This is a genomic window from Streptomyces cynarae (assembly GCF_025642135.1).
Taxonomy (GTDB): domain Bacteria; phylum Actinomycetota; class Actinomycetes; order Streptomycetales; family Streptomycetaceae; genus Streptomyces; species Streptomyces cynarae.
This window is the reverse complement of the sequence record NZ_CP106793.1, coordinates 4,404,866-4,419,617: the sequence shown is the minus strand read 5'-3', so window position 1 is coordinate 4,419,617 and position 14,752 is coordinate 4,404,866. Positions and strand designations below refer to the sequence as shown.

Annotated in this window: 14 protein-coding genes; 11 read left to right on the top strand and 3 right to left on the bottom strand. The window is 70.1% G+C overall.

Annotated features, from left to right (window positions below; translation table 11 throughout):
• Nucleotides 1-384 precede the first annotated feature (384 nt).
• The 3 genes from N8I84_RS20300 (at nt 385) to N8I84_RS20290 (ending at nt 2,650) form a co-directional block, all read left to right on the top strand.
• On the top strand, nt 385-912 hold the full coding sequence (locus tag N8I84_RS20300) for a hypothetical protein (RefSeq protein WP_263230838.1): 528 nt from the start codon (nt 385-387) through the stop codon (nt 910-912).
• A gap of 85 nt (nt 913-997) precedes the next feature.
• Nucleotides 998-1,966 carry a peptidase gene (locus tag N8I84_RS20295; RefSeq protein ID WP_263230837.1) on the top strand — a complete coding sequence of 323 codons (969 nt, stop codon included), beginning with the start codon at nt 998-1,000 and terminating at the stop codon, nt 1,964-1,966.
• Nucleotides 1,967-2,074: 108 nt separating this feature from the next.
• Nucleotides 2,075-2,650 (top strand): hypothetical protein, encoded by a 576-nt coding sequence (locus tag N8I84_RS20290; protein WP_263230836.1) that lies wholly within the window; start codon nt 2,075-2,077, stop codon nt 2,648-2,650.
• A gap of 27 nt (nt 2,651-2,677) precedes the next feature.
• Here the strand turns inward: N8I84_RS20290 and N8I84_RS20285 are convergent, their stop codons facing one another.
• Entirely contained in the window at nt 2,678-3,826 is a 1,149-nt protein-coding gene (locus N8I84_RS20285) for an FG-GAP repeat domain-containing protein (protein WP_263230835.1), read from the bottom strand.
• Nucleotides 3,827-4,251: 425 nt separating this feature from the next.
• Here N8I84_RS20285 and N8I84_RS20280 point away from each other — a divergent pair, with 425 nt between their 5' ends.
• The 7 genes from N8I84_RS20280 (at nt 4,252) to N8I84_RS20250 (ending at nt 12,857) form a co-directional block, all read left to right on the top strand.
• Nucleotides 4,252-5,118 (top strand): DUF2797 domain-containing protein, encoded by an 867-nt coding sequence (locus N8I84_RS20280; protein ID WP_263230834.1) that lies wholly within the window; start codon nt 4,252-4,254, stop codon nt 5,116-5,118.
• A gap of 146 nt (nt 5,119-5,264) precedes the next feature.
• Nucleotides 5,265-5,621, top strand: coding sequence for an antibiotic biosynthesis monooxygenase family protein (locus tag N8I84_RS20275; RefSeq protein ID WP_263230833.1), 357 nt, complete (start codon nt 5,265-5,267; stop codon nt 5,619-5,621).
• A 155-nt stretch (nt 5,622-5,776) separates the two neighbouring features.
• Nucleotides 5,777-6,517 carry a response regulator transcription factor gene (locus tag N8I84_RS20270; RefSeq protein ID WP_236041816.1) on the top strand — a complete coding sequence of 247 codons (741 nt, stop codon included), beginning with the start codon at nt 5,777-5,779 and terminating at the stop codon, nt 6,515-6,517.
• Nucleotides 6,514-8,178: a sensor histidine kinase gene (locus tag N8I84_RS20265; protein ID WP_263230832.1), complete on the top strand. Its 1,665-nt coding sequence runs from the start codon at nt 6,514-6,516 to the stop codon at nt 8,176-8,178. Before N8I84_RS20270 ends, N8I84_RS20265 begins: the two co-directional genes overlap by 4 nt.
• A gap of 14 nt (nt 8,179-8,192) precedes the next feature.
• The gene (locus N8I84_RS20260) at nt 8,193-9,686 is read left to right on the top strand and encodes a bifunctional glycosyltransferase family 2/GtrA family protein (RefSeq protein ID WP_263230831.1); all 1,494 of its coding nucleotides are present in this window, start codon (nt 8,193-8,195) and stop codon (nt 9,684-9,686) included.
• The gene (locus N8I84_RS20255; RefSeq protein ID WP_263230830.1) at nt 9,683-11,935 is read left to right on the top strand and encodes a glycosyltransferase family 39 protein; all 2,253 of its coding nucleotides are present in this window, start codon (nt 9,683-9,685) and stop codon (nt 11,933-11,935) included. Before N8I84_RS20260 ends, N8I84_RS20255 begins: the two co-directional genes overlap by 4 nt.
• 172 nt (nt 11,936-12,107) lie before the next feature.
• Nucleotides 12,108-12,857: a TetR/AcrR family transcriptional regulator gene (locus N8I84_RS20250; protein WP_263230829.1), complete on the top strand. Its 750-nt coding sequence runs from the start codon at nt 12,108-12,110 to the stop codon at nt 12,855-12,857.
• 36 nt (nt 12,858-12,893) lie between these two features.
• Here N8I84_RS20250 and N8I84_RS20245 read toward each other — a convergent pair whose 3' ends face one another.
• On the bottom strand, nt 12,894-13,367 hold the full coding sequence (locus N8I84_RS20245) for a PPOX class F420-dependent oxidoreductase (protein WP_263230828.1): 474 nt from the start codon (nt 13,365-13,367) through the stop codon (nt 12,894-12,896).
• 68 nt (nt 13,368-13,435) lie between these two features.
• Nucleotides 13,436-13,789, bottom strand: coding sequence for an STAS domain-containing protein (locus N8I84_RS20240; protein WP_263230827.1), 354 nt, complete (start codon nt 13,787-13,789; stop codon nt 13,436-13,438).
• Nucleotides 13,790-14,047: 258 nt separating this feature from the next.
• Between N8I84_RS20240 and N8I84_RS20235 the strand changes: the two genes are divergently transcribed.
• A complete protein-coding gene (locus N8I84_RS20235; protein WP_263230826.1) occupies nt 14,048-14,728 on the top strand; it encodes a GAF and ANTAR domain-containing protein in 681 nt (226 codons plus the stop codon).
• Nucleotides 14,729-14,752: the final 24 nt, after the last annotated feature.

Sequence of the window (14,752 nt, the reverse complement as noted above, 5' to 3'; positions counted from 1 at the left end):
GCCTGCCCCCGGCGGCACCTCGTCGGCCCTGCCGCCCACACTCGGCGATCGAGGGCCGGCGGTCACCGGCCCGGCGCCATGACGGTCCATCAGCTCGCTGCACCCAGCGGGAGGTTGCAGGTGCGAATCCAGCCGAGTGGGCGCAGTCGGAGGACCTGGAGGGATTCGGGGCCTTGGCGTTCCGGATGCGCCGCGCTGTGCTCGGGCCCTTCGCCGGTGCCTCGCTCGCCGCTCTCGTCGACGATCTCCCGACGGCTCCGGGATAGGCCGTACGGACCCTTGGGGTGCCCCTATGGCGTGGTGATCGTGAGCGGCCCTCCGGAGGCCGCCTTACGAGCGGATACCAATAGGCGAGGTCATTGATCATGTAGCGGAGGAGTGAGAATGAGGGTCCGTGACGCTGTGGTGATCCCGGTCGCGACGGTGGGTGCCGTCATGGCCCTTTCCGCCCCGGCTACGGCCGCCGATACGGTGACCACGTTCACGGTGACCGCGACCACGGGTCTGGCGATCACCGCTCCTGCCACCGCGTCGCTCTCGACCGCTACTCCCGGCGGCTCGGCGACCGGCCAGCTCGGCACCGTCACGGTGAGTGACCAGCGCTCTCAGTTGGGCACCACGTGGATCGCGACGGTTTCCCTGAGTTCGGCTTTCAAGACGGGTGGCGGCACGGCCGCCGAGACGATCTCGGGCAGCAACGTAACGTACACCCCCGGGTCGACGACCGCCGAAACGAACCAGCCGCACACCGCCGGGAATGCGGGGAGCCTGGCCAGCCCCATCACCGCGTTCTCCCGTGCCAGCGGCGACGGCGCCAACTCCGTCAGCTGGAATCCCACCCTCACCGTCAACGTGCCGGCGGGGAACGTCTCCGGTAGCTACTCGGGCACCATCACGCACTCCGTGGCGTGAGTCTCAGGCCGTGCGCAGAAGAAGCACCTCGTGTCTCCCAGCCCTGTTCGCTGTTCTCGCTGTCCTGGCGGGTTCCCTCGCCGGCGTGCCGACCGCGGCTGCTGATTCCTCGTCCGGGATCGGATACATCGGCTTCCGTCTCCTGGAAGCACCGGTCGTGCGGCGCGAAGACCCACGTGCGCTGAAGTACATCGTCGACCATCTGAAGCCGGGAACCGTCATCGAGCGCCGGTTCGAGGTGGCCAACAAGTCCGGCAGCAGGCGCGAAGTGCAGCTGTATCCGGGCGCGGCGCTGATCTCGGACAACCGGTTCCTGTTCGCCGACGGCCGGGCCCCCAACGAGCTGACCCGCTGGACCCGCGTCAGGCCCGCCGTCCTCAGGCTCAAGCCGTGGGAGAAGACCGAGGCCAAGGTCACGATCAAAGTGCCGGGCACGGCGACGCCGGGAGAGCGTTACGCCGTCGTCTGGGCGGAGAGCGGAACGCCGCCGGACGCCACTCACAACGTCGGCTCAGTGGTGCGTGTGGGGACGCGGGTCTATCTGGACATCAGCAACAGCGGCGAGTACGCCGACTTCCGGATCGAGAAGATCGTCGCCCTGCGCGACAAGAAGGGACTGCCCAGCGTCGTTGCCCATGTGCACAACACGGGAAGGCGAGCACTGGATCTGAGAGGGAAGCTCGTCCTCTCTGACGGCCCGGGCGGGCTGAGCGCCGGGGCGCACCCGGTCACCGAGGGCACCACGCTGCCCCCGGGCGGTACGGGAACCGTCAGAGTGGCCGGTCTGGACAAGAGCTTGCCCGACGGTCCCTGGACCGCGCGTCTGCACCTGGAGAGCGGAATGGTGCAGCACGACTTCTCCGCCCGGTTGATCTTCCCGAAACCGGGAGGCGCGTCCGTCGCCTGGGCCGTGATCACCTCCAACCGCAGGATCTGGTACGCGGCGGCAGGAATTCTGCTGACTGTCACCGGCGCCACGATGACGTTTCTTCGATATCGACGGTATCGGTGCCGACGTTCCACCGGAAACCAAACACGAGTTCCTTCTGTGTGACGCTCATGGGTGAACCCACCGAAGTCACGCCCGAGAGCACGCAGATCCCTCCTTGTGCTCGCCCAGAATGCAGGAGAACCGCCTGCCGGACGAGCCGAAGGAGAATGAGTGGGATCGCGACCCCTCTCATGGTTTCGAATCTCCTTGCGGATCGGGGTGGGAGGAGCGTTGTGTGCGAATTTCCTTTTCCTGCCTTTGGGACGAGTGCCACAGGCAGAGGCAGCGGCGGCCACCGCCGTCTATCTGATTCCTGAAGTGCTTTCCTCGGCTTCGGTCACGGCCCCCGCGTCGGTCAACCTCGGATCAGCGACGCCTGGCGGCACGATGAACGTGCAGTTGGGGCAGGTGAAGGTCACGAGCAGTGGCGTGATGCGATGGACTGCGACGGTTTCGGCGACCAACTTCACCACGGGAGGGGGCTCCGCCGCTGAGACCATCGCGCGAGGGAACCTGTCCTACTGGTCGGGCCCGGTCGTGTCCAAGTCGGGGCCCGGAACCTTCAGCCCCGGTCAGCCCACGGCTGCCGGCAAGGTGGCTCTGGACACTGCTCGGACCGCGTTCTCCTACGGCTCGGTCAGTTCATCCAACACTTCCTGTGTGTGGCAGCCCACCCTGGTCATGTCGGTGCCCGCCAGCGCGGTGGCGGGCACCTATACCGGCACAGTGACCCACTCCGTCGCCTAGCGGCCGGCCGCAGGGCGACTTCTGGCCTTACGGAGACGTGGTGTTGAGGAGGACCGACACGTTGGCCGAGGTGTAATTGGCCACCGTCACATCAGGGCGGGAGTCCTCATCGAAGTCCCCGACCGCGATGCCGAACGGCCCGTCACCGACGGCGAAATCGACCTTCGTCCCGAAGGTGCCGTCGCCGTTGCCCGGCAACACCGACACCGTGTCGTCGTTGTCGTTGCCGACCACGAGATCGAGATGCGAGTCACCGTCGAAGTCCGCCACGTCCAGCGGGATCGGCGCGTCACCCACCGCGTAGTCGGTCTTGGTGTTGAAGGTGCCGTCGCCGTTGCCCAGGAGCACCGACACCGTGGCATCGCTCAGGTCGGGGACCGCGACGTCGAGGTTGCCGTCGCCGTCGAAGTCCGCCACCTGCACGCGGGTGGGCGAGCCGCCGGTGCCGTAGTCGGTCTTGGTGTTGAAGGTGCCGTCGCCGTTGCCGAGCAGCACCGACACCGTGTTGTCACTGACGTTGGACACGACCAGGTCGGGATTGGTGTCCTTGTTGACGTCCTTGGCCACGACCGAGAACGGGTACGCTCCCGTGCCGTAGTCGACCTTGGTGTTGAAGGTGCCGTCGCCGTTGCCCAGGAGCACCGACACCGTGTTGTCGTTCGTGTTGGAGGTCGCGAGGTCGGTGTGGCCGTCCTTGTCGAAGTCACCGACCTCCACCTTGTAGGGCCCCGAGCCGGTCGCGTAGTCGGTCTTGGTGTTGAAGGTGCCGTCGCCGTTGCCCAGGAGCACCGACACCGTGTCACCGTTCAGGTTGTCGACCGCCAGGTCCAGATTGCCGTCCTCGTCGAAGTCGCCGACGGCGATGCCGCCCGGATAGTCTCCCGTGCCGTAGTCCGTCTTGGCGTTGAAGGTGCCGTCGCCATTGCCCAGTAACACCGACACCGTATTGTCCAGCGAGTTGGCCACGGCCTGGTCGAGGTGGCCGTCCTTGTTGAAGTCGGCCACCCGCACCGCCTGAGAGGCGTTGCCTGCCGCGTAGTCGACATGGGCCGCAAAGGTGGGGGTGCCCGCCCACGCGGTGCCCTGAGCCGTGAACAACGCTGACGCAGCCACCAGGACGGCGATCACGTATCTGCGACTTCTCCGGGCTCTCTTGGCGGGTTTCTTCTTCGACATATTTCCTCCTCCGTACCTGTAACCGTTCGTGAAGCGGTGGCCCGAGTGATGACGCTATGGTCACATTGACGACCCGCACCTGGCCCCGCACGGTTCGGCGATCTCAGTAATGCCACGCATCACCGAAATCGTTTCTACGGTCCCGCGTCGCTGACATACCGTCAACGAAAAGCAAGATGCCCGGAAGTCGAATTGGCGCACAAAAACATTTCGCGAGGGTAGTGCGGATTCCGTCGGCGCACGCCGGAGCGGAGCAAGCGGGTCCCGGTTAGAGCGGGTGCGCTCCGGGGATGCTGAGGAGCCCGGCATGCCGGGGTGTGCCGTCTGGCCGGAGCGGCGGCCCAAGGCGTGCCCCGTTGTGATCTCTCAGGTCGCGTTGGTCGCGTTGGTCGCGTTGTCAGTGGTGGCGCCTACTCTCGGCAGTGATGACTCAGGTGTGGAGATGCGCGGGGCTGCGGTGGGGTGAGGACGGGCCCGTGCTGGCATGGGAAGGGGGGCGGCGCAGTGCGCTGGAGCGGGGGAAGCGGGTGGCCTTCGCGGTGGTCGCTGGGGGTGTGCGACGGTGCGTGGGGGCACGGGGGCATGGGTGTGCGGCACGGGCCGCGGTGCCCGGGCGGAGTACGGGCGGGCGGTGCGAGGAGTGCTCCCGCCTCGACCGGGCCCATTCCGTCGCCGCTGACACCTTCGCCGACGATCCGCGGCCGTACCGCGTCTATCTCGCCTGGTTCGGGCCCGGCATGGTCAAGGTCGGGATCACCGCGGCCGAGCGGGGCTCCGCGCGGTTGCTGGAGCAGGGTGCCGTCTGTTTCAGCTGGCTGGGGTGCGGGCCGCTGATGGCGGCGCGGCGCGCGGAGGAGCTGATGCGGGCCGCCCTCCGGGTGCCCGACCGGATCCCGTACGCCGACAAGCGGACGGTGCGGGCCGCGTTGCCGCCGGCCGGGGAGCGGGTCGCGGAGCTGGCGGAGCTGCACGCGCGGGCGGTGTCGCTCGGCGGCTGGCCGGAGTCGCTGGAGCGGGCGCCGTTCCTGGCCGTCGACCACAGTGGGGTGTTCGGGCTGGAGGGGCTGCCCCGGATGGACGGTGTGGTGAGCGAGCTGGTGGCGGGTGGAGGGGTGAGCGGCGGTGTGCTGGCAGCCGCCGGGCCTGATCTTCATCTCGCCACCGGGCGCGGGGTCCTGGTGCTGGACACGCGACTGATGACGGGGTGGGAGCTGACGGGCGCCGAGCGGGACGAGGTGACCGTGCCGGTGCGGGAGGTGGGGGAGGCGGGGGTGCAGGACGGGCTTTTCTGACAGCGGCTTCCTTGCTTGCCGGCCGACAGCCGGACCCCGCTTGGTCGCCGCCCGGATCCCCCCTCCGGTCCTGTCGGGACGCCCGGTTCGGCTCGGCGTCCGGAAAGGGGCTGGACGTCCGTGCCGCCGTGGCCGATCGTGGCGACATGAGCGATCACCGCGTTGCGCCTGTCACCGCCCATGAACCCCCTTACTACGCCGTCGTCTTCACCTCCGTGCGGACCGAGGACGGCGACGGGTACGGGGACACCGCCGAGCGGCTGGAAGAACTCGTCACAGAGGTCCCCGGGTTCCTCGGGATGGACCAAGCCCGGACACCGGGCGGCCTGGGGATCACGGTCGGGTACTTCCGGGACCTGGCCGCCATCGAGGAGTGGCGGAGCGACCTGGAGCACCGCGCCGCCCAGAAGCGCGGGCGCGCCCAGTGGTACGAGGCGTACACCGTGCACGTCGCCAAGGTCGAGCGCAGCCATACGTTCGAGCGGGTGCCGACGCGTGAGTGAACGGGACGGTCGCCGCAGGGCCGTCGTGCGTCGGTCCTCTGACGCCGGGTCAACGGATCTGCCCAGGAGTTCCCTGAGAGACGCCTGTGTGTTTCTCAGGAAAATCACAGATTCGTGAAAGGGCGCTCTCAGAGGACCTCGACAAGGTGTCCACCATGACCACGACCTCGCCCCAGGGGCGCACCGAACTGCTGAGGCCGGACGGGAGCCCCGTCCGAGTGCTGGTGGTGGACGACGAGCTGTCGATCACCGAACTGCTGTCCATGGCCCTTCGTTACGAAGGCTGGCAGATCCGCAGTGCGGGTGACGGACAGGGCGCGGTGCAGACCGCGCGCGAGTTCCGGCCCGACGCCGTCGTGCTCGACATGATGCTCCCGGACATGGACGGCCTGACCGTCCTCGGCCGGCTGCGGCGCGAACTGCCCGACGTGCCGGTGCTGTTCCTCACCGCCAAGGACGCCGTCGAGGACCGGATCGCGGGGCTGACGGCCGGCGGCGACGACTACGTCACCAAGCCGTTCAGCCTGGAAGAGGTCGTGGCCCGGCTGCGCGGGCTGATCCGGCGGTCCGGTGCCGCCGACCGCCGCTCCGACTCGGTGCTGGTCGTCGGGGACCTCATGCTCGACGAGGACAGCCACGAGGTGTCCCGGGGCGGGGACAACATCCACCTCACCGCCACCGAGTTCGAACTGCTGCGTTTCCTGATGCGCAACCCGCGGCGCGTGCTCAGCAAGGCGCAGATCCTCGACCGCGTGTGGTCGTACGACTTCGGTGGTCAGGCCAACGTCGTGGAGCTCTACATATCGTACCTGCGCAGGAAGATCGACGCGGGCCGCGAGCCGATGATCCACACCCGGCGCGGCGCCGGCTACATGATCAAACCCGCGGCGTCATGAGCAGGCGACGACGACCGCGTACGCAGAGGCGAGGACGACAGCCGCGCACGCTGCGGACGCGGCTCGTCGTCTCGGCGGTCAGTCTGATCGCCGTGGTGTGCGCCGTGATCGGCACCGTGACGACCATCGCGCTGGGGCAGCACCTCTACGGGGAGCTGGACGGGCAGGTGGCCGATGTCGGCAAGGGCGTCTCGGGTCCGCCCGGGGGCAGCCTGTCCGGCCTCGGCAACGGTCGTCCGGGCGGCCCGGACAACCTGAACGGCGGTGCGGCGGGGAACTCCTCCGGCACCGCGACGGCGCAGGACAGGCTGGACGACTTCGTCACCAAGGGACCGGCGCAACCCGACACCGTCGCCGCCCAGACGGACTCCACCGGTGCCGTCACGAGGGCGGTCATCAAGAAGGAGGTCTCCTCCAGCAGCTCCGGCTTCGAGCGGATGAAGGCCGTCGAGTTGTCCCAGGCGCAGACCTCCGCGCTCGGCTCCGTCCCCCGTGACGGCAAGGTGCACACCGTCACGCTCCCGGGGCTCGGGGACTACCGCGCCAAGTACGTCACCGGCGCCCACGGCAACTTCTACGTCGCCCTGCCCACCAGGGGCGTCACCAACACCATCGACACCCTCGTCATCGTCGAGGTCAGCGTCACAGCCGCCGGCCTCGTCGCCGCCGGTATCGCCGGTTCCGTGCTCGTGGGGATCGCCCTGCGGCCGCTGCGCAAGGTCGCCGCGACGGCCACCCGTGTCTCCGAACTCCCGCTGCACACCGGCGAGGTGACCCTCAACGAGCGGGTCCCGGAGTCCGAGACCGATCCGCACACCGAGGTCGGGCAGGTCGGGGCCGCCCTCAACCGCATGCTCGACCACGTCCACGGCGCCCTGCACGCGCGGCAGCAGAGCGAGATGCGGGTACGGCAGTTCGTCGCGGACGCCAGTCACGAGCTGCGCACGCCGCTGGCCTCCATCCGGGGGTACGCCGAGCTGACCAGACGGGGACGCGAGGAACAGGGCCCCGACACCCGGCACGCCCTCGGACGGATCGAGTCCGAGGCCGGGCGCATGACCCTCCTCGTCGAGGACCTGCTGCTGCTCGCCCGGCTGGATGCCGGCCGCCCGCTCCAGTTCGAGCAGACCGACCTCGTCCCGCTCGTCGTGGACACCGTCAGCGACGCGCGCGCCGCGGGCCCCGGCCACAACTGGCGGCTCGAACTGCCCGACGAGCCCGCGCTCGTGTCGGCGGATGCCGCGCGACTGCAACAGGTGCTCGTCAACCTGCTCGCCAACGCCCGGACCCACACCCCGCCCGGCACGACCGTCACCGCACGCGTGCAGCGGCGCGGACCGTGGCTGTGCGTGGACGTCCAGGACGACGGGCAGGGCATCCCGCCCGATCTGCTGCCGCACGTCTTCGAGCGGTTCGCGCGCGGTGACTCCGCGCGCTCCCGGGCCACCGGCTCCACCGGCCTCGGGCTCGCCATCGTGCAGGCCGTGGCGACCGCGCACGGCGGCGCCGTCACCGTCGACAGCGTCCCCGGGCACACGGTGTTCACCGTGCACCTGCCGCCGCCGACCCCGCGCGTGCCCTCACCGGCCCCCGAAACGGCCTGGCAACAGCACTCACAGGCACAGCACAGCGCCACCACACGGGTGCAACAGGGCGCTTGAGAAGAGTCGGTTCCATGCGAACCGACTCTTCTCCCGGCACCCTGCCGGCGCGGGAGCACCTCCCGGCCGCAGGAGCCGGTACGCCTGTCCTGGACGTAGTGATCCCCGTCTACAACGAGGAGAAGGACCTCCAGCCATGTGTGCTCAGACTGCACGAGCACCTCAAGCGCACGTTCCCGTACGCGTTCCGCATCACGATCGCGGACAACGCGTCCACGGACACCACCCCGCAGGTGGCGGCGCGGCTGGAGGAGCGGATCCCCGAGGTGAGGTCCTTCCGGCTGGAGCAGAAGGGCCGCGGCCGGGCGCTGCGGACCGTCTGGTCCGCCTCGGACGCCCCGGTCCTCGCCTACATGGACGTGGACCTGTCCACCGACCTCAACGCACTCCTCCCGCTGGTCGCGCCGCTGATCTCCGGTCACTCCGACCTGGCGATCGGCTCCCGGCTCGCCCGCAGCTCCCGGGTCGTGCGCGGCCCCAAGCGGGAGTTCATCAGCCGTGCCTACAACCTCATCCTGCGCGGCTCGCTGCAGGCCCGGTTCTCCGACGCGCAGTGCGGCTTCAAGGCGATCCGCCGTGATGTGGCCCAGGTGCTGCTGCCGCTGGTGGAGGACACCGGCTGGTTCTTCGACACCGAGATGCTGGTGCTCGCCGAGCGCGCGGGGCTGCGCATCCACGAGGTGCCCGTCGACTGGGTCGACGACCCGAACTCCACGGTGAACATCGTGAAGACCGCGACCGACGACCTCAAGGGCGTGTGGCGCATCGGCAAGGCGCTGGCCGGCGGTTCGCTGCCGCTGGACCGGCTGGCCCGGCCGTTCGGTGACGATCCGCGCGACCGCGACCTCAGAGGCGTTCCGGGGGGCCTGGCCCGCCAGCTCGTCGGCTTCTGCGTGGTCGGCGGCCTGTCCACCCTGTTCTATCTGCTGCTCTACAGCGTCTTCCGGCAGTTCTCCGGCTCGCAGATCGCCAACGCGCTCGCCCTGCTGGTCTCGGCGATCGCCAACACGGCGGCCAACCGACGGCTCACCTTCGGCGTCCGCGGCAGGGGCGGCGCCGTCCGCCATCAGGCGCAGGGCCTGGTGGTCTTCGGCATCGGCCTCGCCCTGACCAGCGGCTCCCTCGCCGCCCTGAACGCGGCGACGAGCAACCCGGCGCACTCCACCGAGTTGGCGGTGCTGATCGCCGCCAACCTCGCGGCGACCGTGCTGCGGTTCCTGCTCTTCAGGGCCTGGGTGTTCCCGGACCGCCGCGACGACACCCCGACCCCCCAGGCCGAGGTGCACCACCGGCGTCACACCCCCGGGACGCCCGTGTACCAGCCGCTCCCGCCGCTGCCCCGGCGCCACCCGGCGCCGCAGTCCTCGTACGACACCGAGTACGACACCGAGTACGACACCACCCCCTTCCGCGCCGGTGCCGACGCGGACCGCACCCCCTGGAGGGACGCCACTGTGCCGCTGCAGCCGGTGCGCCCGCAGGACACCGACCCGAGGGACCTGCGATGACCACGCACTACGAACAGTCGACCCACCAGGGGGGTGCGACCCCCCACGCCTGGGGGCCGCCCCCGACCGCTCCCCCGCAGACACCCGCCACGCCACCGGCCCCCGCCCCCGGAGCCGGTGAGCCCCAGCAGCCGCTCACGCGCAGACTCTGGCGCGGCCGGCCCGAGGACCCCCGCTGGGCGCGCCCCGCGTTCCTCGGCCTGCTGCTCGCCACGGGGCTGCTGTACCTGTACGACCTGAGCGCCTCCGGGTACGCCAACTCCTTCTACTCGGCGGCGGTCCAGGCCGGCAGCAAGTCCTGGAAGGCGTTCTTCTTCGGCTCGCTGGACGCGGGCAACGCCATCACCGTCGACAAGCCCCCGGCATCGCTGTGGCCGATGGCCCTGTCGGTCAGGATCTTCGGCCTCAACTCGTGGGCGATCCTGGTTCCCGAGGTCGTCATGGGCGTCCTCACGGTCGCCGTGGTGTACGCGGCCGTCCGGCGCAGGTTCAGCCCGGCGGCCGGTCTGATCGCGGGCGCGGTGCTCGCGCTCACCCCGGTCGCGGCGCTGATGTTCCGGTTCAACAACCCGGACGCGCTGCTCGCGCTGCTGATGGCGCTCACCGTCTATTTCGTCGTCCGGGGACTGGAGGACGGCCGCACCAAGTGGCTGGTGTGGGCGGGCGTCGCGGTCGGCTTCGCCTTCCTCACGAAGACCCTTCAGGCGTTCCTGATCCTGCCCGCGCTGGCGCTCGTCTACGGTGTCTGCGCGCCGGTGAGGCTGAGGAAACGGCTCGCGCAACTGGGCCTCGCGACCGTCGCGCTGGTCGTCTCCGGCGGCTGGTGGGTCGCGATCGTCGAGCTGTGGCCGGCGTCCTCCCGCCCGTACATCGGCGGCTCGCAGAACAACTCCTTCCTGGAGCTGACCTTCGGCTACAACGGCCTGGGCCGCATCAACGGCGACGAGACCGGCAGCGTGGGCGGCGGTGGCGGCGGCAACGGCGGCCAGTGGGGCGCGACCGGCTGGGACCGCATGTTCAACTCCGAGATCGGCTCCCAGATCTCCTGGCTGCTCCCGGCGGCGCTGATCCTGCTCGTCGCGGGCCTGGTGCTCACCCGGAAGGCGGGGCGCACGGACCTGGTCCGGGGCTCGTTCCTCGCCTGGGGCGGCTCGCTGCTGATGACCGCCGTGATCTTCAGCTACATGGCGGGCATCTTCCACCAGTACTACACGGTGGCCCTCGCCCCCTACATCGCCGCCCTGGTCGGCATGGGCGTCACGGTCCTGTGGGAGGAGCGGTCGAGGACGTGGGCGTCGCTCACGCTCGCGGCCACCGCAACGGCGAGCGCGGCCTGGGGGTACGTGCTCCTCAACCGCACCCCGGACTACCTGCCCTGGCTGAAGTGGCTGGTCCTCGTCGGCGGTCTGGTCGCCGCCCTGGGGCTCGTCTTCGTGGCCCGGCTCGGACGGCAACTCGCGCTCGCGGCGGTGGCCCTCGGCTTCGTGGCCGCGCTCGCGGGTCCGACCGCGTACACCCTCACCACCGTGAACCAGGGCCACACCGGGTCGATCGTCACGGCCGGTCCGGCGGGCGCGAGCAGCATGGGCTTCGGCGGTCGCGGCGGCCCGGGCGGCGGCGGCATGCGCGGCGGCACGCCGGGCCAGAACCAGCAGCAGGGCAACGGCACCACGCAGGGCCAGAACGGCCGGCAGGGCTTCCCCGGCGGCGGCACCGGCGCCGGCGGGTTCCCTGGCGGCGGTATGCCGGGCCAGAACCAGCAGCAGGGCAACGGCAGCACGCAGGGCCAGAACGGCGGGCAGGGCTTCCCCGGCGGCGGGCGCACGGGTGACGGCGGCATGGGCGGTGGCGGCATCGGCGGCCTGCTCAACGGGGCGAACGTCAGCTCCGCGGCCAAGACGCTGCTGGAGAAGGACGCGAGCGACTACACCTGGGTCGCGGCGTCCATCGGCTCGCAGAACGCCGCGAGCTACCAGCTCGCCACCGGCGACCCGGTGATGGCGATCGGCGGCTTCAACGGCAGCGATCCGTCCCCGACGCTGGCCCAGTTCCAGAAGTACGTGGCGGAAGGAAAGATCCACTACTTCATCTCGGGCGGCGGCTTCGGCGGCGGGGGCAGCAACGGCGGCTCCAACGTCGCGTCGAAGATCAGTTCGTGGGTGCAGCAGAACTTCAAGAAGGTGACGGTCGGTTCGGCCACCTTCTACGACCTCACGCAGAAGACGAGCGGCGGCTCGAGCAGCAGCTGACGGTTCCAGCACCGAGCGGTGGGCCGGGCACCCATGCCCGGCCCACCCGCTTTTGCGCCACCGTGTCTCACGCAACTCACCGTGAGATGCGGCGGCGTTGCTGCGTCGGGCGGAGCGGGAAGACTCGGGAGGTGGCGGTCGCCTGGGAGCGGAATGTCGGGAAAGGTGTGCCATGGTGAAGGCAGCCCAGCGGACCAGCGTCTGGCTGGAGGGCAAGGCGCGCCGTGGCGGGCGCGGGGGCGGGCAGCCCTCAGGGCTGGACCGGGAGCGGATCACCGAGGCGACCGTACGGCTGCTGGACGCCGAGGGACTCGCCAGGTTCTCGATGCGGCGGCTGGCCGCCGAGCTCGACGTGACGGCGATGTCCGTCTACTGGTACGTGGACACCAAGGACGACCTGCTGGAGCTGGCGTTGGACGCGGCCTTCGGAGAGGTACGGCTGCCCGCCGGCGACACCGACGAGGACTGGCGCGACCAGCTGCGGGATCTCGCCGCCGAGTACCGGGCGCTGCTGGTGCGCCATCCCTGGTTGTCCCCGCTCGCCGGGACCTTCCTCAACATCGGCCCGCACGCGGTCGCCTTCTCGCTCGCCGTGCAGCGGGTGATCCGGCTGACCGGGCTGCCGGCGCACGGCCGGATGGGCGCGATCTCGGCGGTCTTCCAGTTCGTGTACGGCTTCGGCACGATCGAGGGTCACTTCATCGCGCGCTGCGCGGCGGCCGGGCTGAGCCAGGACGAGTACTTCCGCCACGCCATGAGCGCGGTGACCGAGAGCCCCGACCTGAGCGAGGTCGTGCACCGGTCCGCGGACCTCATGCAGGCCCGCGGCGGCGACACGGTGGAGGAGATGCGCGAGCGGGACTTCGCCTTCGCGCTGGAGACGCTCATCGCGGGGATCGAGGCGATGGTCGCCCGGGGATAGGGCCGTACCTGGACCCGAGGGCCCGTACGCAGGCTGTCAGTCCTCGGAGGAGACCAGACGGGCCGGGAAGCCGCCCGTCGCCACGGGACCCCAGCGCACGGGGGTGATCCGGATGATCGACTTGCCCTGCTTGACCATGGCCCGGCGGTACTCGTCCCAGTCCGGGTGCTCGCCCGCGATGTTGCGGTAGTACTCGACGAGCGGTTCGACGGACTCCGGCGTGTCGATGACCTCGGCCGTGCCGTCGATCTGGACCCAGGGCCCGTTCCAGTCGTCACTGAGCACGATGATGCTGACCCGCTCGTCCCGCTTGGCGTTGCGGGTCTTGGCGCGCTCCGGGTACGTGGAGACGACGATCCGCCCCGAGTCGTCGACGCCGCAGGTCAGCGGCGACCCCTGGGGGCTGCCGTCCGCGCGGCGGGTCAGCAGGATCGCGCGGTGACGGGGGCGCACGAAGTCCAGCAACTCGTCCAGGGACACGTCGGTGTTGGTCGCGATGTTCGGTGCCATGCCCGCAGCCTAGAGGCACCGGGCCGTGCCGAGGCTGACCCTGTCGTGCCTACGACCGCACGTCGGCTTCAGGACTCCAACGCCTCCGCCAGGCTGTCGTACACGGGCACGTCCCGTCGTACCCCGGTCAGCTCCAGGACGCGGCTCGGGACGCCGAGCGGTGCCGCCACCACCCGTACCCCGACCCGCGCGGGCAGCCGGGACCGTACGTCCTGGACGAGGCGGGCGCCCTGGGAGTCCATGAAGCCGGTGCGGGTGAAGTCCAGGATCAGCACGCTGAGCCGGGTGGCGCGCACCCCGGCGAAGGACGTGATGGCGGCGCACAGCGCGGGGGAGTTGGACAGGTCGATCTCCTGGGGCAGGACGATCAGGCTGCGGCCGGGAAGATTGCGCACCCGGCACGGGCTTGGGACATGGGTCATGGCACTCACCTGGCAGAGGTTCGTCCGGGCTCAGGGAGGCCGCTTCCTGACCTGTCGCCTCATTGCACCACTGTCGTGCGCCGCTCCGAAAGGGGGACCGCCGAGAGTCAACCGGGCGTCAATCGTCCCGCAGGAAGGAGATAAAGTTCTGTCCGTCCTGCGCTCGCAGTCGGGAATGTGCTGCGGAGCTCTCCTGCGCATGGCCTTATGGCCGTGCACGCCGAAGAGGTTCGTGTGCCTGCGTCCGACTTTTCTGATTTGCCTGATTTTCCACGGGGCTTCGAGCTGGCCGAGGCGCTGACCGCGGCGGCCAGGCAACTGCACGACACGGTCACCCCGCACAGCACCATGAGCACCGCCGTCGACCTCGCGGTGCGCCTGGTGCCGGGCGCCGAACACGCGGTCATCTCCGAGGCGGAGCGCGGCACTCACTTCCGTACGCTCGCCTGGAGCGACGAAGTCGTCCGCACCGCCCACGACTCCCGGCCGGGCAGCGACAGCGCCCCGTACTGGGACCACCTGTGGCACGCGCCCGTCGTGCGCGTGGCGGACAGCGAGAGCGACGCGGGTGGCTCCGTGCTGGCCGGACTGGGCCTGCGCTCGGCGCTCGCGCTGCGGCTGCGCGCCGACAAGCGACGCCTGACCGTCCTCACCGTCTACGCCGGCAAGCCGCACGCCTTCGACGACGCCGCGACGCGGATCGGCCGGCTGTTCACCGCGCACGTCGGCCTCGCGCTGGACTCGGTGACCGTGCGCGAGCAGCTCACCGAGGCGATGCACACCCGGGACCTGATCGGCCAGGCCACCGGCATCCTCATGGAGCGCCTGAACATGGACGCCACGGAGGCGTTCGACAGTCTGGTGCGCGCCTCGCAGCGGGAGAACGTCAAGCTGCGGGACCTCGCCCGCCGCATCGTCGATGCGAACCACACCACATGACGGTCAGGAGTTGATCGTCGAAAC

Bases quoted from the DNA above. Each gene is read 5' to 3' on its own strand.
- N8I84_RS20280 (WP_263230834.1), top strand. From the start codon at position 4,252: ATGACTCAGGTGTGGAGATGCGCGGGGCTGCGGTGGGGTGAGGACGGG.
- N8I84_RS20275 (WP_263230833.1), top strand. From the start codon at position 5,265: ATGAGCGATCACCGCGTTGCGCCTGTCACCGCCCATGAACCCCCTTAC.
- N8I84_RS20265 (WP_263230832.1), top strand. From the start codon at position 6,514: ATGAGCAGGCGACGACGACCGCGTACGCAGAGGCGAGGACGACAGCCG.
- N8I84_RS20250 (WP_263230829.1), top strand. From the start codon at position 12,108: ATGGTGAAGGCAGCCCAGCGGACCAGCGTCTGGCTGGAGGGCAAGGCG.
- N8I84_RS20260 (WP_263230831.1), top strand. From the start codon at position 8,193: ATGCGAACCGACTCTTCTCCCGGCACCCTGCCGGCGCGGGAGCACCTC.
- N8I84_RS20240 (WP_263230827.1), bottom strand. From the start codon at position 13,789: ATGACCCATGTCCCAAGCCCGTGCCGGGTGCGCAATCTTCCCGGCCGC.
- N8I84_RS20255 (WP_263230830.1), top strand. From the start codon at position 9,683: ATGACCACGCACTACGAACAGTCGACCCACCAGGGGGGTGCGACCCCC.
- N8I84_RS20245 (WP_263230828.1), bottom strand. From the start codon at position 13,367: ATGGCACCGAACATCGCGACCAACACCGACGTGTCCCTGGACGAGTTG.
- N8I84_RS20300 (WP_263230838.1), top strand. From the start codon at position 385: ATGAGGGTCCGTGACGCTGTGGTGATCCCGGTCGCGACGGTGGGTGCC.
- N8I84_RS20270 (WP_236041816.1), top strand. From the start codon at position 5,777: ATGACCACGACCTCGCCCCAGGGGCGCACCGAACTGCTGAGGCCGGAC.
- N8I84_RS20285 (WP_263230835.1), bottom strand. From the start codon at position 3,826: ATGTCGAAGAAGAAACCCGCCAAGAGAGCCCGGAGAAGTCGCAGATAC.